This window comes from Corynebacterium jeikeium (genome assembly GCA_003955985.1).
Lineage (GTDB): Bacteria > Actinomycetota > Actinomycetes > Mycobacteriales > Mycobacteriaceae > Corynebacterium > Corynebacterium jeikeium_D.
Map to the genome: position 1 here is coordinate 2,153,747 of CP033784.1, position 21,076 is coordinate 2,174,822.

Here is a 21,076-nt window from a genome sequence, read left to right on the forward strand (position 1 = left end):
GGCATACTTTTTGTCTATTAACCAGCTCCCCCTAGCGGGACTCCAACCACGCCACAATGTCGGAGTAGACCTCTTCCTTATTCAACTCGTTGAGAATCTCATGGCGACCATCCGGATAGACCTTAAAGCGCACGTCCTTCTTGCCCGCGTTCAGGTATTTGCCCACGACCTCAGTCACACAGGCAGCGCCACCCGCCGGATCAACGGCACCGGAAACCACGAAAAGCGGCAGCTCATCAGGCGCTTTCTCATAGGCTTCAGGCGAGTTCGCGTAGTGCGTGCCGACGAGAAGGTCGCGGAAAAAGGCATTGGTGGGAACGAAACCACACTTGTCGTCCGCAATATAAGCATCGACAATCTTGTGGTCGCGGGTGAGCCAATCAAACTTAGTGCGGCGCTCAAAGTCCTTGTTGTAATCAGCAAAGGTGAGAGTGTTGAGCAGCTTGCCCGGCGCGGTAGGACGAATCTTAGCCAGCAGGTTTGCCACCTTCATTCCCGCGTCGCCCTTAGCCCCTGGCCACGACACAGTGCCCATGATAATGACACCGGTGAGCCCCTCGCCGTACTTGGCGATGTAGTTACGAGTCAGAAGCGACCCCATGGAGTGGCCGAGAATATAGTGCTTGCTACCTGGGAATTCTGCATCAACGTACTGGCGCACCGCGTGGAGGTCTTCGAGAATCAGGTTCCAGCCACCGTAGTCAGCGAAGAAGCCCGGGATGCCAGCATCCGTCTTGGTCATACCGTGGCCGCGATGGTCGTGCGCGACGACGGCATAACCCTGGGATACGAGGTACTCGGCGAACTTGGCGTAGCGGTTGGCGTACTCGACCATGCCGTGGACAATCTGCACCACTCCCTTAGGAGTAATGGGCGCGCCCTTGTCATTTTCTGGAACCCAGCGCAGCACATTCAATGTGGCACCTGGGCGAGAAAGCGAAGTCCTAACAGCCGATGTCACGTCGGGCACCTTTCGAGTAGAGGTTTCGATGCTTATCGCTCATCGTACCGAGGAACTTGGCTGCTCACTGGTGCTTTCGTCAACAAACAAAGAAAAACTCTGCCACCAACGTGACAGAGTTTTTCAAGGGACCTTACGTCTTTACGTTTTTTCGTTTACGTGTTTCGCGCGTGACGCTCGCGAAGCTACAGAATCTCGCCCGGCTTGTAGGCCGCGGCCTCTGGGTACTTGTCCACGACAGCCTGCACACGTGCAACTACGCGGTCAACCTGGGATTCCGCGGCACCGATGAACGCATGGCGGTTCGCCAGAGCGTCGGCAAGCCCTGCGGCATCCAGCGGGAAACGCTCATCTGCAGCGAGACGTTCAGTGAGATTCTGCTCAGCACCCTTTTCGCGCATATCCAGTGCGGTGGCGACGGCGTGCTCCTTGATGATCTCGTGGGCTTCCTCGCGGCCCATACCAGCGCGAACGGCTGCCATGAGGATCTTGGTGGAAGCCAGGAACGGCAGGTAGCGCTCCAGCTCACGGTCGATCATGGCCGGGAATGCACCGAACTCGGACAGGACGGTGAGGAAGGTTTCGAACATGCCGTCCATGGCGAAGAAAGCATCCGGCAGTGCAACGCGGCGAACCACGGAGCAGGAAACGTCGCCTTCGTTCCACTGAGTACCGGCGTATTCGGAGAGCATGGTCATGTAACCACGCAGGATGACCTGGAAACCGTGGACGCGCTCACAGGAGCGGGCGTTCATCTTGTGCGGCATGGCGGAAGAGCCGACCTGGCCTTCCTTGAAGCCCTCGGTGACGGTCTCATTACCGGCCATCAGGCGGATGGTGGTGGCCAGCGACGCCGGGCCTGCGCCCAGCTCGACCAGTGCGGACAGAGCGTCGAAGTCGAGGGTGCGCGGGTAGACCTGACCAACGGAGTCAAAGACGCGGTCGAAGCCGAGGCCTTCAGCGATTTCGTTTTCGAGGGAGGCCAGTGCGGACTCATCACCGTCAAGCAGATCCAGCATGTCCTGGGCGGTACCCATCGGGCCCTTGATGCCACGCAGTGGGTAGCGGGAAATCAGGTCTTCTACGCGCTCGATGCCCAGCAGCATCTCGTCCGCAGCAGAGGCGAAGCGCTTACCCAGGGTTGTTGCCTGTGCGGCGACGTTGTGGGAGCGACCTGCCATCACCAGCGACTGGTACTCGGAGGCCTTTTCCGCAGTGCGGGCGGCAACGGCAACGGCCTTGTCGCGCACGACCTTCAGCGACTGCAGAACCTGCAGCTGCTCAACGTTTTCGGTCAGGTCACGCGAGGTCATACCCTTGTGAATGTGCTCGGTGCCAGCCAGGTCGCAGAACTCTTCAATGCGAGCCTTCACATCGTGGCGAGTAATACGCTCACGGGCGGCAATGGAGTCGAGGTCAACCTGGTCGATGACCTTCTCATACGCCTCGATAGTGCCCTCCGGCACCTCAATTCCGCGAGCGACCTGAGCCTTCAGAACGGCAATCCAGAGCTTGCGCTCGAGGATGATCTTGTACTCAGGGCTCCACAACTCAGCCAGAGTCGCAGAGGCGTATCGGTTAGCAAGGACGTTTGCGATCTTCTTTTTCTCAGCCACGCCCTCAAGTATTCCATGACCACTGCATCCGCGGTTATCTAGGCCATGGATGACCACGCATTTCTTCCACGCCCTCGTTGAATTTGCGCATCAATCGCACGAACTCCGCGAGCTCCGAGTCTTCCCAGCCATGCGTAATGTCATCGACGGTATTCTTACGCGCCTCAATCTCCCGGTGCAGCAGCTCTAGCCCCTTGTCGGTCGCGCTATGCACCTTCGCGCTTGACGACGGCGCGGACCTCTTCGCGATATACCCCTGCCGCATGGCGGCGGCCAGCTGGCGATGCACTGTAGAAATGTCCAGCCCTAGTGCATCGGAGAGCTCGGCGACTGTCATATCCGGCTGTGCTTCCAGCCTAGCCAGCAGTGCTGCGGCGGAGCGATCCAACAGGATGTCCTTACGATGTGGTCGGTAGCCGCTGGAGCTCACCCGGGATAGCAGCATGTTCTCGTAAACGAGCGCGGCCAGGTCGTCGTTTCGCACGGTGGCAGTCAATCCTCTTGTCGCCTTTATGTCGGCCCTTTAATGGGCCTGCGGGATGTATCTGTTTGCTGAACAGCCCCTATTCTAGCGCGCCACGGATGCGGTTAAGGCCGAAAAAGCACATTTGCATCATACAAACCAATTGTTATAATTCGAGCCCTAACTGCATTTTTGCATGATACAAATGCCGGAAAGCAGTTTCGCCAAAGCACTAATTCCACGATCGTTTTCAAACGAGAAAAGAGACCGTATCTTCAGCATGACAACGCATACGACCACACAGAACAGGCACAAACAGAACGAGCAGGACGAGCAGCACGGGCAGGACAAGCTCTTCTCCCCCGCGTTCATCATCAGCTGGCTGATTAACTTCAGCATGTACCTGGTGTTCTACCTTTCAATCACGGTCATGGCGCTCTACGCCGTCCAGCGCTTCTCCGCCTCCGATGCCGCCGGTGGCTTCGCCGCCAGTTCTTTCGTGGTCGGCGCCACCATCGCTCGTCTCTTTTCCGGCTACTTGGTGGACACCTTCGGTGGTCGCAGAATCATGCTTGGCTCGCTCGCTGTCATCGTGGCAGCCTGTGCCGCCTACCTGTGGGCCGCATCCCTGCCGATCCTGATTGCAATCCGCATCATCCACGGCCTGACCTACGCATTCGCTTCCACCGCCGTGATGGCCGCCGCCCAGACCGCTATTCCGGCTTCGCGCCGCGCAGAGGGTACTGGCTATATCTCGCTCGGCACCACCCTGGCCACAGCGATTGGCCCAGCTCTCGGCCTTGCCCTTATTGGTTCGGTCGGCTACAGCGTCCTCTTTGCCACAGCCCTCGGCCTGTCCATTGTCGGACTGGTGCTGGCACTCTTTCTGCCACAACCCAACGAGCCTGCCACTGTGGCAACCAAGGACGAGGCCACCGAAGACTCGTCGGCAAGCGAGACGAAGCGCACGTTTTCCTTCGATGACATCATGACGCCGAGAGTGGTGCCAATCGGCCTGTTCATGCTGCTCGTCGGCCTGGCGTATGCGGGCGTGATTACATTCCTGAACCGATACTCGCAGCTGAGCGGCCTGACTAGGGGCGCCAGCTTCTTCTTCATCGCCTATGCGGTGGCGATGATGGCGGCGCGTTTCTCACTGGGACGCCTACAAGATCGCCGCGGCGACAACCCCGTCATCGCCATCGGCCTGGTGTGCTTCACCATCTCACTGCTTGTTCTGGCTTTCGCTAGCGCTGACTGGCACGTTATCGCCGCCGGTGCGCTCTGCGGCCTGGGCTACGGCACGCTGATGCCGGCCTGCCAGACCATCTCTGTGCACCTGGCGCCGGCGCACAAGTTGGGCACGGGCATCTCGACGCTGCTCTTGCTTGTCGACGCGGGCATCGGCCTCGGCCCAATCGTGCTTGGTTCGGTAGCCGCCACTATGGGCTTCGACAAGATGTACGCAGGCCTGGCGGTCGTGGTGGTTCTCGCGGCCGTCTTCTACTGGTTCGTGCATGGCCGCAAGCCTGTTGCGAGGCGCCATCGCGTGGATCTTTAGAACTAATTGGTGTGCAGTCACTTTTTACAGGTGAATATCGGACAAGGAACACCGATAGCAGTTATGTGTCGTGAGTCACCTATACTTTCCCCATGACTGAATCATCCACACCACAGAGCATGATTTCGATTGCCGAGGTGAACAAGCACTACGGCGATTACCACGCTTTGCGCGACATCAACCTGGAAATCCCAGCTGGCCAGGTCGTAGTTATCCTCGGCCCCTCCGGCTCTGGTAAATCCACACTGTGCCGAACCATCAACCGCCTGGAAACCATCGACAGCGGCGAAATTCGCATCAACGGCAAGCTCCTTCCCGAAGAAGGTAAGGAACTCACCCGCCTGCGCGCTGAGGTCGGCATGGTCTTCCAGCAGTTCAACCTCTTCAGCCACATGACCATTCGCGACAATGTCACGTTGGCCCCACTGAAGGTCCGCAAGATCTCCAAAGCCGAGGCCCGCGAGCGTGCGGACAAGCTGCTCGCCCGTGTCGGCATTGCGGAACAGGCTGACAAGTACCCGGCGCAGCTCTCCGGCGGTCAGCAGCAGCGCGTCGCCATCGCACGCGCCCTGGCCATGGACCCGAAGGTCATGCTTTTCGACGAGCCCACCTCCGCGCTCGACCCGGAAATGATCAACGAGGTCCTCGATGTCATGACCGACCTGGCCAAGGGCGGCATGACCATGGTTTGCGTCACCCACGAGATGAGCTTCGCCCGCCGCGTGGCCGACCGCATCCTGTTCATGGCCGACGGTGCGATTGTCGAAGACACCGACCCGGAGACCTTCTTCACCAACCCGCAGAGCGATCGTGCCAAGGACTTCTTGGCCAAGATCGTCGGACACTAGGCGGGGCTGGTCACCATGAAGCTTTCACTATTACGAGGAGGCCGGGGACGCAGTCGCAACCAGGGCCGCCGAGGTGTCGTCGGCAAGCGAGTTGCGGCGGCTGTCGTAGCTGTTGCCACGACAATGAGCCTCGCGGCCTGCGGTAGCAGCGGACCCCGAAACCTGCTGGCCGATATCGAAGCCGGGCACGTGACACTGGGTACGAAGTTTGACCAGCCGGGTCTCGGCGAGCGCACCCCGGACCGTGAGTTCGCGGGCGTCGACAACGATGTTTCCCGCTACGTCATTGAGTACATCGCCAACAAGAACGGTTGGGATGTGCCCGAGATGGAGTGGCGCGAGACCCCGTCCGCTCAGCGCGAGACGCTGATTAACAACGGCGAGGTCAACATGATCGCCGCCACCTACTCCATCAACGCTGGCCGCCTGGCTGCCGTCGACTTCGCCGGCCCGTACCTGGTCACGCACCAGGCACTGTTGGTGCGCGGTTCCGAGGGTATCCAGGGGCTTGACGACGTCGCCCCGGGCACTCGCCTGTGTTCTGTATCCGGCTCCACCCCAGCGCAGAAAGTCAAGGACGCTCTACCGGAGGTGCAGCTGCAGGAGTTCGATACCTACGCCGCGTGCGCGGAAGGTGTGAAGCAGGGTGTCGTCGATGCCCTGACTACCGATGCAACTATTCTCGCGGGCTTCGCCCAGCGCTACAAGGAGCGCTTCGGCGACGACTTCCGCGTGGTCGAGCTGCGCAACCCCGATGGTTCCTACTGGACCAATGAGTACTACGGCATCGGCCTGCCCAAGGGTGATGATGCCAGCCGTGAGGCCATCAATGAGGCGCTGGAGTCGCTGTACGACACCGGTGAGCTTCAGAAGATCCTGAAGAAGCATTTGGGCGACAAGTTCGAGCTCGACGACAAGCCGGCAATCGGCGATCTGTCGTTCGTAGAGAAGAAGTAGGAAGGGGTGCGAGCAAACAATGAATCCAGAACTATGGAGTGAAATGGGGCCGGAACTGCTTCCGGCTTTCTGGGTAACCATCAAACTGACGATTGCTTCGGCAATTGGTTCCCTGATTTTTGGCACGCTTCTCACCGCTATGCGCGTGAGCCCCGTGGGAATCCTACGTACCCTGTCGACCTGGTACATCAGCATTGTCCGCAATACCCCGCTGACGTTGATTGTGCTGCTGGCCTCGATGGGTCTCTACTACAACTTGGGGCTGCTGCTGGCTGCGGAGAATGACTCCTTCATTGTCAAGCAGAACTTCCGTCTCGCGGTGTTGGCGTTTGTTGCCTACACCTCGTGCTTCGTTGCGGAGTCCCTGCGCGCCGGTATTAATACTGTGCCGTTCGGTCAGGCCGAAGCCGCCCGCTCCCTGGGGCTTAGCTTCGGCCAGAGCTTCCGCTACATCATCTTCCCGCAGGCGTTCCGTGGCGCTATCGTGCCGCTCGGCAACACCCTGATCGCGCTGACCAAGAACACCACGATTGCCTCGGTAATCGGTGTGGCTGAAGCGTCGCTGCTGATGAAGACCATGACCGAAAACTACGCCAGCGATATCCTGATTATCTTCGGCATCATCGCTGTCGGCTTTATTATTCTGACTCTGCCGACCGGCCTGTTCTTCGGCTGGGCTGGCAAGCGATGGGCGGTGAAGCGCTAATGGCTACTCGCGCAACAGTTCTTTACGACGCGCCGGGCCCCAAGGCTCAGCGCTTCAACCGAACCCTCACCTGGATCGTGGCCGCAATCACCGTTGCGATTCTCGCCTGGGTGGGAATGAAGCTGGCCGACAAGGGCCAGTTCGAGGCCAATAAATGGTCGTTCTTCCTCGAATCCACAACCTGGACCACATACATTCTGCCCGGTCTGGTCAGCACCATTGTCGCGGCTGTCGTCTCTATTGTGTTGGCACTGGTTATTGGCGCTCTCCTGGGCGTCGGCAGGCTGAGCCCGGTCGCACCGGTGCGCTGGCTGTGCTCGGTGATTGTCGAGTTCTTCCGCGCCATTCCGGTGCTGGTGCTCATGCTGTTTGCCTACTCGGTGTTCGCGCTTTGGCAGCTGTTTCCGTCGAACTACCTCGGCTTTGCCGCCGTTGTGTTTGGCCTGACCATGTACAACGGCTCCGTCATTGGCGAGACACTGCGCTCCGGCATCGAGTCGCTGCCGAAGGGCCAGCGTGAGGCCGCGATTGCGCTGGGTCTCTCCCACCGCCAGACGATGGTCACTATTTTGCTGCCGCAGGCAGTCGCCGCCATGCTGCCGGCGATTATCTCGCAGATGGTCATTGCGCTGAAGGACTCCGCGCTGGGTTACATGATTGGCTACGTCGAGGTTGTCCGCTCTGGCCGCCAGCTTGGCGAGTACTACGGCGCCATGATTCCATCGCTGGTCGTCGTGGCGATCATTCTCATTGCCATCAACTTCGGCCTGGCCAACCTTGCCGAGCGTATCGAAAGCCAGCTCCGCGCCGGCCGCGCCCGCCGCAACATCATTGCGAAGGTCCCGCATCAGCCTGATGTCGGTGTCACCACCAAGGACCAGGCCAACGTGGATTGGCACGATGAGGACTACAAGGACCTCCGAGGCACCTACGAGTAAAGCTAATCACGGCTTAACGCCACACTTGCTTTACGACGAACACAGCGACGCCGCCCACGGAAACTGCTTATGGTTTCCGCCGGGCGGCGTTTTTGTTTGGCTACGGCCTTTGCCTTCGCTCCTATCGATGAGCTACTCACTGATGGCCACGCTACAGCGCAACGATAGGTGAATAGCGTGGCCACAAGTGCCGGGCACTACTGCGACCGTGCTCTACTACGACTCAGACTTCGTCCCCGACTCCTCTGGGCTCTCTGATTCCGACTTTTCGCCAGACTCAAACTCGCCTTCAACGACCACATCGGACTGAATAACCAGACGTCCCTCTTCATCGTGGGTGTACTCAAAGCGCGGCAGCTCATTGCCCTCTTCGTCGTAGCCCGGCGCGGGTGCGGCTTCGTGCTTCTCCAACTTCTCTGGAGTATCGGTCTTCTCCCACTGGCGGGTAACCGGCTTGCGCACTGCCATGTGGTCATCACTCATGCCTTTGACCAAGGAGTACATCATCACAAAGTGGAGGAAGAAGAACGGTACACCGATAACAATCACGGCAGACTGCAGCGCTTCCAGTGCGGTTTCACCAGAAATCAGCAGCAGAGAAGCTGCCACAGCACCAATCATGACGCCCCACAGCACGCGGTAGAAGGTCGGAGCCTTGTTTTCCTCACCGGTAGACATCATGTCCATCACCATCGAAGCGGAGTCAATGGAGGTGACGAAGAAGATCATAATCACAAAGAGCGCAAACACACTGACAAGGGTTGCCAGTGGGTACTGCTCCAGCAGGATAAATAGAGCCGGCGAGGGATCCCCTCCTTCGACGACTGGTTCCGTCAGAATGCCCGGCTGCTCATTTTCCAGTTCGAAGCCAGCGCGGCCGAAGATAGAGAACCACATGATTGACACGATTGTCGGCAGTGCAATCACACCGGCAATGAACTGACGCACAGTACGGCCGCGGGAAATACGGGCGACGAACATGCCCACAAATGGCGACCAGCAGATTGTCCAGGCCCAGTAGAAGACCGTCCAGGCGCCCTGTTTCCAATTCGGGTTGACGTCGTAGGAGTCAGTCCAGAACATGATGCGAGGCAGCGCATCCAAGTAGACACCTGTCGTATCGACGGTCTGGCGCAGCAGCGTCAATGTCGGGCCCATGAGCAGCACGAAGACCATCAATGCCATGGCGGCCCAAATGTTCGCATTGGACAACACCTTAATACCTTTGTCCAGACCGCGGGCCACGGAAATCGAGGCAATCACAATAATGATGGCAATCAGAATGAGCTGCACCATCGAGCTTTCCGGGGTACCGATTACACGTGCAGCACCGGAGTTAATCTGCAGCGCACCCATGCCCACCGATACCGCGATACCGACGACGGTACCGATGATGGCGACGGCGTCGATAAGCTTGCCCGGCCATGAGTAGATGCGGGTACCGAGCAGCGGCGCGAAGATGGAGGAGACGCGCGGCGGCAGGTGACGCTTGTAAATGAAGTACCCCAGCGCGAGCCCCGGCAGCGCCATGATGACCCACATGTGAATACCCAGGTGGTAGATGGTAAATGCCATCGCAGTGTTCTGAGCTTCGCGGCTCATCGGCTCTTGACCGAACGGCGGGTTGTAAGCGTGGTTGAGCGGTTCAGCCACACCCCAGAACATCAGCATGGAGCCAGTACCACCGGCGAAGAGCATGCCGAACCACTCGGCGATGGTGTATTCGGGCTCTTCGTCATCATCGCCAAGCTGGATGCGTCCGTAGCGGGACACAAACAAGCCGATGAGGAAGATAAAGCTTGCCGAGACACCACCGATGAACAGCCAGCCCATGTTAGACGTAACCCAATCGGAAGCGGCCGAGTAGGCATCCCGAGCGGTATCCCCCAGCGCTATGGTCACTGCCACAAAGAGGACAATGAAACCCATCGCCGTCGTGAAGATCAACGGGTCGGTCGGCAGGTTCTTAAGAAAACCGCCCGACTTCTTTTCTTGCGTTTTTACTTGTGGCGTTTGTGTAGATCCCATTATCGGGGTCAGCGCCTTTCACTTCTAGATTGTTTGTCTCAGAAAAGACAGCTCGGAAGACACATTCCTCCCAAGTCGGTTATCTACGTTACAAAAGGAAGCCCAGTCATTCTCAATAACTAAGCCTTTGTTCTGTAATTGCGACTTTTTCCTTCGAGTTCACGCTGGTTTAACTGAACGTCAAAGTGGAAAACCTATCGTTCGACTCCATGCAGCTTTCCCGTCGCAGCGCTCTACGTTTAGGCGCATCCACCGCACTTGCCACTTCAGTCACGCTCGCTCATGCCTCTAGAGCTGCGGCTTCAGCTACACCGGGTTCGCCGTCACTGGCCTCCCCAGGGTTACTGCGTTCTCGGCCACAGCTCACCCACGGCGTTGCAAGTGGCGATATCCGCGGCGACGGCGCATTGATTTGGGCTCGCTCAGACCGCCCCGCCCATATGGTGGTTGAAACTGCTGCAACTGAGAGCTTCCAGAATGCCAAGGTATTCCGCAGTAACTCTCTGTTAACTCCAGACACTGACGGCACCGGACGTCTACGTGTCGTCGGTCTCGAACCGGGGCAGGAAATCTTCTATCGTGTCACGCTCGAAGAGGCAGATACTGGAATCTGCTCTGATCCCGTTATCGGCACCTTCCGTACTGCCCCAAACCGCGCATCCAACATCCGCCTGCACTGGTCCGGCGATGTCGCAGGTCAGGGTTGGGGAATTAACGACGAAATCGGTGGATACACCGGCTTTTCCACCATGATGGAGCGCAATCCAGACCTATTCATTCACTCAGGCGATACCTGCTATGCCGACGGTCCGCTGGATGAATCCGTCACGCTTTCCGACGGCACTGTGTGGCGCAACCATGTCACTCCGGCCAAATCCAAGGTTGCTGAAACCCTCGAAGAGTATCGTGGCCAGTACTCCTACAACCTCATGGACAAGAACTACTTGGCCTTCAATGCGCAGGTTCCGCAGCTAGTCCAGTGGGATGACCACGAAACAGTCAACAACTGGTACCCCAACGAAGTCCTAGACGACGATCGCTATACCGAGCGCGATGTCAACACCCTGGCCAAGCGTGCCTACCAGGCCTTCCATGAGTGGCAGCCAATTGATCAACAAATGGCTGTAGATGGGCGCGTCTACCGCAAGGTTTCCTACGGCCCGTTGCTAGACATATTCATTCTGGATATGCGCAGTTACAAGGGAGAAAACACTTCCAATAATCCGCGCTCGACAACCGAAGAACCAATCCTTGGCGAAAAGCAGACCAACTGGTTAATCGACTCCCTCAAGGACTCCCGCGCGACGTGGAAGATTGTTGCTAATGACCTACCGCTTGGAATCATCGTCCCCGACGGCGACGATGGTGACCAAGAAAGCGTATCCAATGGTGCCGCCGGTGCACCTGCAGGACGTGAACGTGAAATCGCCCGCCTGCTCAGCGCCATTAAAGATGTTTCAAATGTCGTCTGGCTCACCGCCGATGTGCACTACACCGCGGCTCACCACTACAGCCCAGAGCGCGCACAGTTCACCGACTTCGCACCCTTCTGGGAATTCGTCTCCGGTCCTCTCCACGCGGGCGCATTCGGCCCCAACGAAATGGATTCGACCTTCGGGCCGAAGGTGGAGTACGTCCACGCACCGGGTAAAGACAATGCCAACGCCGACCCCACACAGGACTTCCAGCACTTCGGCGAAGTCGATATCGACGGCGACTCACGCGAGATGACCGTCCGTCTGCTCACCACTCGTGGCACCGAGTTGTGGTCGACAACGCTGAAGCCGCAGGCGTAGGCACACTGTTCAACAGCGCGTGGCGGTAGCCACTAATTAGTGCGTTCCGCCACGCTTTACGACGGTCTCCTGCCCCGCAGCCTGCCAGGCCACAATGCCCCCGTCCAGATTGATGAGCTCCGGTATGGCGCCATCAGCCTCAATCTCGCTGGCCAACAGCTCAATTGCCTGTTGCGAGCGGGCACCCGAGTGGCAGTGAATCAGAACTCGTGGGTAGTTCGACTGGAGGTTCCGCTCAGCCCACGCTTCGCGAATCGCAGCCCACCCACGGCTGCGAATGTTGCCGAGTGGCACAAGCACAGATCCGGCAATGGCAGCCTCCGCGTGTTCTTCAGGCTCGCGTACATCGATGAGAGGCACACCCTCGGCAAGAAGCTCGTGCGCCGTGTTGGGGCCAATGCTGCGCATGCTCTGCGCCGGGGCCTCCTCATCCTCGGTCCACGAAGCTGCGCACACCTGCGCAATTTCGGTCAAGTCGGAAACGGGTTCGCGCTCCGGGTCGGCTGCAAAGGACAGTGGGCGGGTGGTTGCCTCCAGGGCGTCGATAAGCACGAGTTTGCCGACGGCGACCTTGCCGACACCAGTGAGCACCTTGATAGCTTCGACGACCATCATGGAGCCGATCTGTCCGACCATTGCGCCGAGGACACCGCCTGCGGCGCACGACGGCACGGAGCCGGGATCGGGGATGTCGGGGTAAAGATCGCGAAGCATGGGGCCGTGGCCAGGCCAGAAGACGGACAGTTGCCCTGCGAACTGCAGAATCGTGGCCCAGACCAGCGGCGTTCCGGTCAGCTCCGCGGCATCGGAGGACAGGTAGCGCGTGGCGAAGTTGTCCGCGCCGTCGAGCACTACATCGTGAGTGGCGAAGAGCTCCTCAGCATTGTCGACGCTTAACCTGCCGACGATTGCGGTCACCGATGCCTCGGAGTCAAGGCGCCGCACGGCATCCGCGGCAGATTCGGCCTTCGGGCGACCAATATCGGACTCACGGTGAATGACCTGGCGCTGAAGATTGGACTCGTCGACCACGTCATCGTCAATGATTGTGATATGCCCGACCCCTGCCCCGGCCAGGTATAACAGCGCAGGCGATCCCAAGCCACCAGCTCCGATAACGAGGACGCGGGAGGATCGCAAAGTTCGCTGCCCCTCGGCACCAAAGCCCGGCAGTGTTAGGTGCCGCGCGTACCGGCGCAGGTCGCGGTCCGAAAGATTGACACCCTGCTCCGCCATTACAGAGAATCCTGCTCGCGTGCGCCGCTGACGCGCTCAGTGATGATGCCCTCAAACGACGAGCTCGCCTGGGCCAGTCGACGCCGTGGAATGCGGCCGGACTCGCGAGCAGTCAGTCCTGCCTCAACGCCGAAGCGCATCGCCGTGGCCATGCCCACCGGATCATGTGCACGGGTCACTGCGGATGCCAACAGCACTGCATCGCAGCCAAGCTCCATCGCCTGCGCTGCCTCAGACGCGGTACCGATGCCCGCATCCAGGATGATGGGCACATTCGCGCGGTCCACAATCAGCTCGATGTTGTGTGGGTTAAGAATGCCCAGGCCAGTACCAATCGGCGAGCCCGCCGGCATGACAGCTGCACAGCCCAGATCCTCCAGCCGCTTGGCCAGCGCCGGATCGTCGTTGGTGTAGGCGAAAACGACGAAGTCGTCAGCTACCAACTGCTCCGCTGCCGCGACCAGCTCGACCGGGTCGGGCAGCAGCGTGTCCTCGTCGGCGATGACCTCGAGCTTCAGCAGGTTGGTTTCCAGCGCCTCGCGGGCCAACTGCGCAGTCAGCACCGCGTCACGAGCGGTATAGCACCCCGCAGTATTCGGCAGCGCCGCAATATTGTTGCGCTGCAAAATCTCAAAAACGTTCTGCTTCGTACCGGGCGTAAAGCGGCGCATCGCCACCGTAGTCAGCTCAGTGCCCGAAGCCACCAGCGCCCGCTCCAGCGTATCCATGCTGGTCGCACCGCCAGTTCCCATAATCAGACGGGAGTTCAACTCCAGTCCGCCAATGCGCAGCGGTTCACGTGTAACTTCGCTCGCCGTCCCGGTTTCATTTTCCTGCGCGGACATGTTTGCTTGTGCGGAATTCTCGGTCATCTCTAGCCTCCCTGAACTGCTGTCACGATGTCGATGGCGCCTGCCACGGGCGTGCTCGCCCACTTGGCTCGCGGGATTACCGCACCATCCACGGCTACCGCGATTCCCAGGCGGGTGCCGTCCGCGACAGTGCCGTCGTCGTTAAGCGCGTGCCCCGTGTGCTTAGCGACGAGGTCTGCGACCATCTCCCCCGCAGCCGGTGTGTAGCCTTCGCCATTGAGTGTTGTGGTGGACATAAGCGAGCCTCCTCTAATCGCTGAAGCGGAATGGATTGACGGCGGAAAGAAGCGCCGGGTCGTTGTCATTTTCCCGACCTGCGACGACATCGGCCGTGAGTTTGGAACCGATGGCCGTAAGCAGAATGCCGTGACGGAAGTAGCCGGTGGACACGGTCAATCCAGGAACCACGCGGCCAATCATGGGGACATCGTCCGGGGAGCCAGGCCGGGCGCGGGCGGTCATCTCGTAGATTTCGCAGTCGAGAATGCCGGGCACCAGGCGGTATGCGTCGCGGAGTAGCTGGTGGACTCCTTCGGCGGAGACACCGGTCAGGTCATCTTCACGCGAGGTTGCGCCGAGCACGACGGTGCCGTCGGCACGCGGGACGATATAAACCGGACGCCCCTGAACCACACCGCGAATAGTGCGGGTGACCAGCGGCTGCAAGCGCTCCGGCACCCGCAGACGCAGCACATCCCCATAGACCGGGCGCAGCGGCAGATTCAGATTCTCCGGCAGACCGGCCATATCGGCGGTGTTCAGCCCCGCAGCCAGAACGACCTCATCGGCGAGGTAGTCATTTCCGTCCGTGCCGCGCAGCCCAATGGCTTGGCGGGGGTCGGCATCGGAAGCGTAAATAACCTCTTCCGCGCGGGTGCGGATGACGCGGTCTCCCAGAATGGTCAGCAACGCTTCGGCGAGCAGACGCGGATTGACCTGGTGATCTCCCGGAATATCCACCGCACCAACACAGCCCGGCCCCAGTGCCGGTTCTGCCCGGCGCGCCTCGGTGGCGGTGATGCGGTTGATCTCCATGCCCATGTCATGCTGCAGCTCAACGAGCTCGCTGAGTGTCTGCCGGTCAGCGGCATCGCCCGCACAAACAAACGTGGAATTCTCGATATAGCCAACATCGTGGCCCGATTCCTCGGCGATGGCCTGGGCAAAGTCGCGGTAGAGCTTGCCCGATTCCACCATCAGCGGATACAGCGTCGGCTGATCCCACACGACTTCGGCAACCGGCGCCAGCATGCCAGCCGCGGCGAAGGTTGCGCCGGAAACGGGCTCGGCATCGAGGACGGTCACATCGAATCCCTGGCGGAGTAGTCTCCATGCCGTCGCCAAGCCGATAATGCCCGCGCCTGCGATAACAACGCTTGACGACGTATTCCCTGTGCCGCCCTCACTTGTCGAGGCGGCACCCATAGCGGCAGCATTCACTGCCATTCCTCCCTCCGGCGGCATAACCCGCATCAGGTAAAAGCGGTCGGCGTTACTCGCCCTCTCAGCCAGCGGCATCTCATCGATACCGAGTACGGCTCCCGCGGAACGTGGTACTCCCCCATCATATGACTTCGGACTCACCGCCACGACACCGCATCCCCAACCTCGCCTAACATGGGGACATGAACGCCTCATCAGCCGCCACTCGCACAACACGACGCGCCCTGCTTGCCGACGCCCGCCTGTACCTCTGCACCGACTCGCGCGCATCCCGTGGTGATCTGCGCGAGTTCCTGCACGCCTGTTACGAAGGCGGCACCGACATCATCCAGCTGCGCGACAAGAAAGTCGACACCCGCGACGAGATCGCCGCCGTGGAGACCCTCGCCGAGGTCGCCGCTGAACACGGCAAGCTCTTCGCCGTCAATGACCGCGCCGACATTGCCGCACTGACCGGCGCAGACATCCTGCATGTGGGCCAGGAAGACCTCAGCACCGAGCAGGCCCGCCAGATCGTTGGCCCCGAGGTTCTCATCGGCCGCTCCAACCGAAATCTGGACATGTTCGCCGCCTCGCTTGCCGACGATGGCATCGATTACGCGGTAATCGGCCCGGTGTATGCCACCCCGACGAAGCCCGACCGTCAACCCGTCGGAGTCGAGATGGTCCGTGAAGCTGCGGCACTCGTGCGGAGGGTGCGTGCACAGGGTTCAGCGGAGTCCCACCAGGATTCCGTGGCCGATATTGTGCGCCCGCACGACCGCGGCGCAAGTGACCCGGTAAAGCCATGGTGGGCAATCGGCGGTATCAACGCCGAGACCGCCGGCGAAGTTATCGCCGCTGGCGCGGAGCGCATTGTGGTGGTTCGCGCACTAACCGAGGCAGCAAATCCGGAAGAGGCAGCGCGTGCTCTGCGCGCTGTGGTTTCACCAAGGAGCTAGGACGCTGTGAATATTAATTCACAACAAGACGACCTTCTGACTCAAGCTAAAGCGAATAGCAATGGCCGCGCTGCGGAAATTGTTGTCCACGACGGTCCGCTGCGCCAGACTCTCATCGCACTGACTGAAGGAACTGAGCTTTCCGCCCATAACTCGCCGCCCGCAGCCTCGATGCTTGTGCTTGTTGGCGAAGTTGAAATCACCGGTGCCGATAAAACCACGATTTCCGAGGGCAATCTCAAAGTGCTCACCCACGTCAAGCACGGAGTGAAGGCTCTAGCGGATTCCGTGTTTTTGCTGACCACGGTCACAGGCGTCGACGGAATCGACAGCCACGGCGACAAGTAGCAATCAGCTCCTACTCCCCGGCGAACGTCTCCAACTGCCGAATGGCACCCGAGACAATCAACAGGTCACCTGCGGTAATGCGGTCGTCGGCAAGCGCGGGGCGGAAGCGCTGACCGCGCTTTTGTACGGCGACGACCGTAATCGGTGCGCTCTGGTTAATCTCCGCCACGGTCTTATCCAGGCAATGGATCGGCGGCGCGACCTTACCGACTGCGTAGTCGCGATCGAACTCCAGGAAGTCCTGGACCTTGCCGCCGATTAGGTGCGCAATACGACGGCCAGTGTCGGCCTCCGGGCGAATGACGTGGTGAACACCGATCTGGCCCAGAATCTTGGCGTGGGCCTGGTTATCGGCCTTTGCCCAAATCAGCGGCACATCCATGTCCACCAGTGCGGACGCGGTCAGCAACGACGCCTCGATATCACTGCCGATTGCAATGACCACGCGTTCGGCTTCATCGACACCGAGCTGCTTCAGTACTTCCGGCATGGTGGTGTCGGCGGTAACCACGTGATCGAAGGTCGAGGACAGCTCCTGAACCACCTTTTCGCGGTGGTCTACGCAGAGAACCTCGATACCGCCAGCGACCAGCTCCTCGCCGAGCGCCTGTCCGAAACGCCCCATGCCGAGAATGACAACAGGAGAAGAGCTGGCTTGGTTGGCGAAATGCTCTGCAAAACCAGCAAACGGATTGAATTTCGAGTTAGCCAATGAAGGGCCTTTCTTCCGGATATTCATAGACGCGCTGGCGTGGGCGGGCGGCCAAGGCCGTCGCCAAGGCGATTGGGCCAACACGACCGGTGAACATCAGCACGATGAAGATTGCCTGTGCCGCCACCGGTAGGTCAGCGGTGATACCTGTGGAAAGGCCTACCGTGGCGAAGGCACTGACTACTTCAAAAAGGATTTGGTCAGTAGAAAACTGTGGCGCTATGAAACTGACGGCGATTACTGCCAGAAATACCTGGCCAATACCGAATGCAAGAACAACGAGGGCCTGGCGCAGCACCTTTGGGTTCAGGCGCCGCCTAGCCACGGATACAGAGGTGTCACCGCGAATCTCCGCGAGAACGGCGGCGAGAATGACGGCCGACGTCGTGATTTTCACGCCACCTGCGGTACCACCGGTGCCGCCGCCAATGAACATGAGGAAGTCCGTGCCCAGCAGTGTCGACGGGTGAAAGTCTGCGTAATCGAGTGCGTTGAACCCCGCGGTACGCGGGCTCACACCAGCGAAGAATGAGTTGAGTATCTTCTCCCCCGTGGTGAATCCAGACATGGCATTGGACCACTCACCAAATGCCACCATGAGCGTGCCCAAGGCAATCAGCAGGATGGTGCCTTTAATGGTGAAGCGAGTAGTCAATGACCAGCGCTTAGGCAGCTGTCCTCGAGTGCGAACGCTGAGCCACGTCTTCAGGTGCCGCCAAGCCTCAAGCAAAACCGGAAAACCCAGACCACCCACAATGAGGGCGAAGGCCAGGGGCAATAGCACCCAGGTATCACTGAAAAATCCCATGACATTGTCGGTATACAGAGCGAAGCCGGCGTTGTTAAAGCCGGAGATGGCATGGAACAAGCCTTCCCACACAGCTCTTCCCCAGCTGTACTCATAACCGAAGTGGAACCGCAGCGTAAGTGCCACTGCGACCACAAACTCCACCAACAGAGTGAAGCTAACGGCAGCACGGACAACCCACGAAATCTCGCCCATATCCATACCGCGGCCTTCAACGCGGGCACCGGCACGGCGGTTCAGGCCGAGCCTTCCTGCTACGAAGAGGCCGAAGAGTGAAGCCAAGGTCATGAACCCGAGACCACCCAGCTGAATCAACAACATGATGACGACCTTGCCGAAGGTTGACCAATGGGTGGCCGTATCTACGGTGATCAGGCCGGTCAGGCTTGTTGCTGAGGTGGCTGTGAACAGCGCATCAGACAGCGCCGTGGGCAGGCACAGATTCCCAGGGCTCGGGGCACAGTGCCCCGTGGGGTGGCTATTGGCTGCCGAGATCGGCAGCATTAACAAAACCGTGCCAACGGTTATGAGGGCGACATAGCACCACACCACCAACGTCGTGGGACGAACTCCCCGACGTGATTTAGTGGTCTGCCGCGACAGCGTAATCACCATCGGAACGTTAGTCCTCGTGGCCAGCGGTGTCGAGGGGATCCGAGAATTCTGCCCCTTACGCGTACCCGACTAATAGGGGAACTGCCCTACACTCCAGGCACAGTTGCGATATCCCGTACACATTTCGCGCCCAACCCCGCCCCCACACCCCACCCGCTTTGGCTACTGCGGAAAGCTTGAGTTATTGTCAGATTCATGATGACACCCCTGATGAACACACCCGCGCCGTGCGGCGCACAGTGGTGGTGGCTCGCTTAAGTCCGCGAGCAACGTCACGTCATCTCATTAAATTCGACGGCAAACCCGTCAAGTACGAGCTCGCAAGAAGATAAATCTGGCGGGCTCTTTTCTTTTATCGGTTCGACAAAGAGAACCAGGGCCCGCTGAAATAAACAACAGCAACGAAAGGCCCCCTCAATGACTGATTACAACCCCAGCGCGGATGCCATCGCCAAGGCTTCAGCACCGACTGCAACCAGGGCGCCGTCGGCAAGCGTTAACGGCGCGGGCGAGGTGCGCGAAACTCTCTTGCCTGCATTTTTCGGTCGCTTCGGCGGACAGGAAGTGCCGGAGTTCCTGCTACCAGCACTCGATGAGCTGGAAGCGGCTTACATCGAGGCGATGAGCAATCCGGAGTTCCAGCGCGAGCTGGAAGAACTACGTCGTGATTTCCTCGGCCGCGCGACCCCGCTGTTCGAATGCCGTCGTCTATCCACGCCGAACACGACGATTGTGCTGAAGCGCGAGGACTTGAACCACGGCGGCGCGCACAAGGGCAACAACGTGGTTGGCCAGGCACTGTTGGCAAAGCGCATGGGAAAAACCCGCCTCATTGCTGAGACGGGTGCAGGCCAGCACGGCACGGCCACCGCGATGGCCGCAGCGCTGCTGGGACTTGAGTGCGAGATTTACATGGGCGCGCACGATGTCGCCCGCCAGCACCCCAATGTCGAGCGCATGGAGCTCATGGGCGCGAAGGTCGTTCCCGTCACCACCGGCGAGGCCGGTTTGAAGGATGCTATTGACGAGGCACTGGTCGAGTGGAGCAAGACTCTCGACTCCACTTTCTACCTACTGGGCACCGCCGCCGGTCCGCACCCATTCCCCACTATCGTGCGTGAATTCCAGCAGGTCATCTCGGAGGAATCACGCGGTCAGATGGTCGAGCGTTACGGCAAGCTTCCCGACGCTGTGATCGCAGCCGTCGGTGGCGGCTCCAACGCCATCGGCGCATTTGCTAACTACATCGACGACTCCGATGTCGCCCTCATTGGTGTCGAGCCCGCAGGTGAGGGACTCGACACCGATCGTCACGGCGCGCCCATCAACGCGGGTAAGACTGGCGTCCTTCACGGCATGCGCTCATTTGTCATGCTTTCCGACGACGGCGAGGTGTTGCCATCGCACTCCATCTCGGCGGGCTTGGATTACCCGTCTGTTGGCCCGGAGCACGGCATGCTGAAGGAGAATGGCCGCGCCAGCTATGTCGGGATTACCGACGAGGAGGCGCTGGAAGCGTTCCAGCTGCTCAGCCGCATGGAGGGCATTATTCCGGCGATGGAATCCTCGCATGCGCTGGCGCAGGCCATTAAAATTGCGCGACTCCGTGAAACCGACCCTGCCGCTGGTAGCGAGCTCGGGCTGCCGGTTCACGAAGGCGATGAGCCTTTGCTGTTGCTCGTGAACCTGTCGGGTCGCGGTGATAAGGATATGGAGCAGGTCCGGGAGTTCCTGAACCAGTAGGAATAACCAGTAGGGATTGTTTCCCCACTAGCTGCCTAGCAGGAATCGGACCAAAGCTAATTCTTGTTAGGCAGCGCGGCGGTCGTCGGCGGCGATGCCCTGGTTCGGGTTCGCCTCCACGATGGCTTCGGCAAGCAGCGATGCCAGCGCATCCTGCTTAGATTCCTTGCCGTCCCGGAAAATCGGGGACACAGTATCCATAATCTCGTTGAATGCGTTCATCAGAGGTCACCTCTCTTAAGATCTCTTTGATCTTTATTGTTGGACTTCTCCAACCGATTCTTTGCGATTCCGCAGTTGAAACAATGTTTCATCGAACCGATTGGAACTTATGACTTGCAACCGTAGACCACAACACAAGACCTGGCAAGCACTAAACTTTATTTTTAGTTAACCTTTTGTTAACTTTTGGACGTTTTTTAGCTCAATCGCTGCACCACAAACAGCGCCCCTCAGCGCCACCCCAAGCCTCGCTTCACCGCTC

The 21,076-nt window shown here is 59.5% G+C and carries 19 protein-coding genes and 1 riboswitch; of the genes, 9 read left to right on the forward strand and 10 right to left on the reverse strand.

What is annotated here, in order from left to right:
- Window positions 1-31: 31 nt before the first annotated feature.
- From EGX79_09555 to EGX79_09565, 3 genes are all read right to left on the reverse strand, one after another.
- Window positions 32-961: an alpha/beta fold hydrolase gene (locus tag EGX79_09555; protein ID AYX82398.1), complete on the reverse strand. Its 930-nt coding sequence runs from the start codon at window positions 959-961 to the stop codon at window positions 32-34.
- 185 nt (window positions 962-1,146) lie between these two features.
- Window positions 1,147-2,577, reverse strand: coding sequence for an adenylosuccinate lyase (locus EGX79_09560; GenBank protein AYX82399.1), 1,431 nt, complete (start codon window positions 2,575-2,577; stop codon window positions 1,147-1,149).
- Window positions 2,578-2,611: 34 nt separating this feature from the next.
- Complete coding sequence (locus EGX79_09565; GenBank protein AYX82789.1) at window positions 2,612-3,061, reverse strand: MarR family transcriptional regulator; 450 nt, start codon at window positions 3,059-3,061, stop codon at window positions 2,612-2,614.
- Window positions 3,062-3,320: 259 nt separating this feature from the next.
- Between EGX79_09565 and EGX79_09570 the strand changes: the two genes are divergently transcribed.
- The 5 genes from EGX79_09570 to EGX79_09590 all read left to right on the forward strand — a co-directional run bounded on the left by EGX79_09570 (window position 3,321) and on the right by EGX79_09590 (window position 8,050).
- On the forward strand, window positions 3,321-4,601 hold the full coding sequence (locus EGX79_09570; protein AYX82400.1) for an MFS transporter: 1,281 nt from the start codon (window positions 3,321-3,323) through the stop codon (window positions 4,599-4,601).
- A gap of 119 nt (window positions 4,602-4,720) precedes the next feature.
- Complete coding sequence (locus tag EGX79_09575; protein ID AYX82401.1) at window positions 4,721-5,449, forward strand: amino acid ABC transporter ATP-binding protein; 729 nt, start codon at window positions 4,721-4,723, stop codon at window positions 5,447-5,449.
- Between the two features lie 15 nt (window positions 5,450-5,464).
- The gene (locus EGX79_09580; protein ID AYX82402.1) at window positions 5,465-6,406 is read left to right on the forward strand and encodes a glutamate ABC transporter substrate-binding protein; all 942 of its coding nucleotides are present in this window, start codon (window positions 5,465-5,467) and stop codon (window positions 6,404-6,406) included.
- Window positions 6,407-6,425: 19 nt separating this feature from the next.
- Window positions 6,426-7,112 carry an amino acid ABC transporter permease gene (locus EGX79_09585; protein ID AYX82403.1) on the forward strand — a complete coding sequence of 229 codons (687 nt, stop codon included), beginning with the start codon at window positions 6,426-6,428 and terminating at the stop codon, window positions 7,110-7,112.
- Window positions 7,112-8,050, forward strand: a complete 939-nt coding sequence (locus tag EGX79_09590; GenBank protein ID AYX82790.1) for an amino acid ABC transporter permease — start codon at window positions 7,112-7,114, stop codon at window positions 8,048-8,050. The genes EGX79_09585 and EGX79_09590 overlap by 1 nt, the downstream gene beginning before the upstream one ends.
- A 216-nt stretch (window positions 8,051-8,266) precedes the next feature.
- Here the strand turns inward: EGX79_09590 and EGX79_09595 are convergent, their stop codons facing one another.
- A complete protein-coding gene (locus EGX79_09595) occupies window positions 8,267-10,078 on the reverse strand; it encodes a BCCT family transporter (GenBank protein ID AYX82404.1) in 1,812 nt (603 codons plus the stop codon).
- Window positions 10,079-10,263: 185 nt separating this feature from the next.
- Here EGX79_09595 and EGX79_09600 point away from each other — a divergent pair, with 185 nt between their 5' ends.
- Window positions 10,264-11,874: an alkaline phosphatase gene (locus EGX79_09600; GenBank protein ID AYX82405.1), complete on the forward strand. Its 1,611-nt coding sequence runs from the start codon at window positions 10,264-10,266 to the stop codon at window positions 11,872-11,874.
- Between the two features lie 36 nt (window positions 11,875-11,910).
- Here EGX79_09600 and EGX79_09605 read toward each other — a convergent pair whose 3' ends face one another.
- The 4 genes from EGX79_09605 to thiO form a co-directional block, all read right to left on the reverse strand.
- A complete protein-coding gene (locus EGX79_09605; GenBank protein ID AYX82406.1) occupies window positions 11,911-13,110 on the reverse strand; it encodes an adenylyltransferase/sulfurtransferase MoeZ in 1,200 nt (399 codons plus the stop codon).
- Window positions 13,110-13,982 carry a thiazole synthase gene (locus EGX79_09610; GenBank protein ID AYX82407.1) on the reverse strand — a complete coding sequence of 291 codons (873 nt, stop codon included), beginning with the start codon at window positions 13,980-13,982 and terminating at the stop codon, window positions 13,110-13,112. Before EGX79_09610 ends, EGX79_09605 begins: the two co-directional genes overlap by 1 nt.
- Before the next feature lie 2 nt (window positions 13,983-13,984).
- Window positions 13,985-14,218 carry a thiamine biosynthesis protein ThiS gene (locus tag EGX79_09615; protein AYX82408.1) on the reverse strand — a complete coding sequence of 78 codons (234 nt, stop codon included), beginning with the start codon at window positions 14,216-14,218 and terminating at the stop codon, window positions 13,985-13,987.
- Window positions 14,219-14,231: 13 nt separating this feature from the next.
- A complete protein-coding gene (thiO, locus tag EGX79_09620; protein ID AYX82409.1) occupies window positions 14,232-15,422 on the reverse strand; it encodes a glycine oxidase ThiO in 1,191 nt (396 codons plus the stop codon).
- Window positions 15,415-15,537: riboswitch (TPP riboswitch) on the reverse strand. Its footprint overlaps the gene before it by 8 nt.
- Window positions 15,538-15,607: 70 nt before the next feature.
- Here thiO and EGX79_09625 point away from each other — a divergent pair.
- Together EGX79_09625 and EGX79_09630 are read left to right on the forward strand one after the other, a co-directional pair.
- Window positions 15,608-16,366 carry a thiamine phosphate synthase gene (locus EGX79_09625; protein AYX82410.1) on the forward strand — a complete coding sequence of 253 codons (759 nt, stop codon included), beginning with the start codon at window positions 15,608-15,610 and terminating at the stop codon, window positions 16,364-16,366.
- A 6-nt stretch (window positions 16,367-16,372) separates the two neighbouring features.
- Complete coding sequence (locus tag EGX79_09630) at window positions 16,373-16,714, forward strand: cupin (GenBank protein ID AYX82411.1); 342 nt, start codon at window positions 16,373-16,375, stop codon at window positions 16,712-16,714.
- A 10-nt stretch (window positions 16,715-16,724) separates the two neighbouring features.
- Here EGX79_09630 and EGX79_09635 read toward each other — a convergent pair whose 3' ends face one another.
- Window positions 16,725-17,426 (reverse strand): TrkA family potassium uptake protein, encoded by a 702-nt coding sequence (locus tag EGX79_09635; protein AYX82412.1) that lies wholly within the window; start codon window positions 17,424-17,426, stop codon window positions 16,725-16,727.
- Window positions 17,419-18,849 (reverse strand): TrkH family potassium uptake protein, encoded by a 1,431-nt coding sequence (locus EGX79_09640; protein AYX82413.1) that lies wholly within the window; start codon window positions 18,847-18,849, stop codon window positions 17,419-17,421. The genes EGX79_09635 and EGX79_09640 overlap by 8 nt, the downstream gene beginning before the upstream one ends.
- A 417-nt stretch (window positions 18,850-19,266) precedes the next feature.
- On the opposite strand from EGX79_09640, the gene trpB reads away from it, so the two are divergent.
- Complete coding sequence (gene trpB / locus EGX79_09645; GenBank protein ID AYX82414.1) at window positions 19,267-20,592, forward strand: tryptophan synthase subunit beta; 1,326 nt, start codon at window positions 19,267-19,269, stop codon at window positions 20,590-20,592.
- Window positions 20,593-21,076: the final 484 nt, after the last annotated feature.

What these genes read in the sequence shown, in the direction of transcription:
- EGX79_09570 (AYX82400.1), top strand. Translation starts at nt 3,321, where the DNA reads ATGACAACGCATACGACCACACAGAACAGGCACAAACAGAACGAGCAG.
- EGX79_09575 (AYX82401.1), top strand. Translation starts at nt 4,721, where the DNA reads ATGATTTCGATTGCCGAGGTGAACAAGCACTACGGCGATTACCACGCT.
- EGX79_09580 (AYX82402.1), top strand. Translation starts at nt 5,465, where the DNA reads ATGAAGCTTTCACTATTACGAGGAGGCCGGGGACGCAGTCGCAACCAG.
- EGX79_09585 (AYX82403.1), top strand. Translation starts at nt 6,426, where the DNA reads ATGAATCCAGAACTATGGAGTGAAATGGGGCCGGAACTGCTTCCGGCT.
- EGX79_09590 (AYX82790.1), top strand. Translation starts at nt 7,112, where the DNA reads ATGGCTACTCGCGCAACAGTTCTTTACGACGCGCCGGGCCCCAAGGCT.
- EGX79_09595 (AYX82404.1), bottom strand. Translation starts at nt 10,078, where the DNA reads ATGGGATCTACACAAACGCCACAAGTAAAAACGCAAGAAAAGAAGTCG.
- EGX79_09605 (AYX82406.1), bottom strand. Translation starts at nt 13,110, where the DNA reads ATGGCGGAGCAGGGTGTCAATCTTTCGGACCGCGACCTGCGCCGGTAC.
- EGX79_09610 (AYX82407.1), bottom strand. Translation starts at nt 13,982, where the DNA reads ATGACCGAGAATTCCGCACAAGCAAACATGTCCGCGCAGGAAAATGAA.
- EGX79_09615 (AYX82408.1), bottom strand. Translation starts at nt 14,218, where the DNA reads ATGTCCACCACAACACTCAATGGCGAAGGCTACACACCGGCTGCGGGG.
- EGX79_09625 (AYX82410.1), top strand. Translation starts at nt 15,608, where the DNA reads ATGAACGCCTCATCAGCCGCCACTCGCACAACACGACGCGCCCTGCTT.
- EGX79_09640 (AYX82413.1), bottom strand. Translation starts at nt 18,849, where the DNA reads ATGGTGATTACGCTGTCGCGGCAGACCACTAAATCACGTCGGGGAGTT.
- trpB (AYX82414.1), top strand. Translation starts at nt 19,267, where the DNA reads ATGACTGATTACAACCCCAGCGCGGATGCCATCGCCAAGGCTTCAGCA.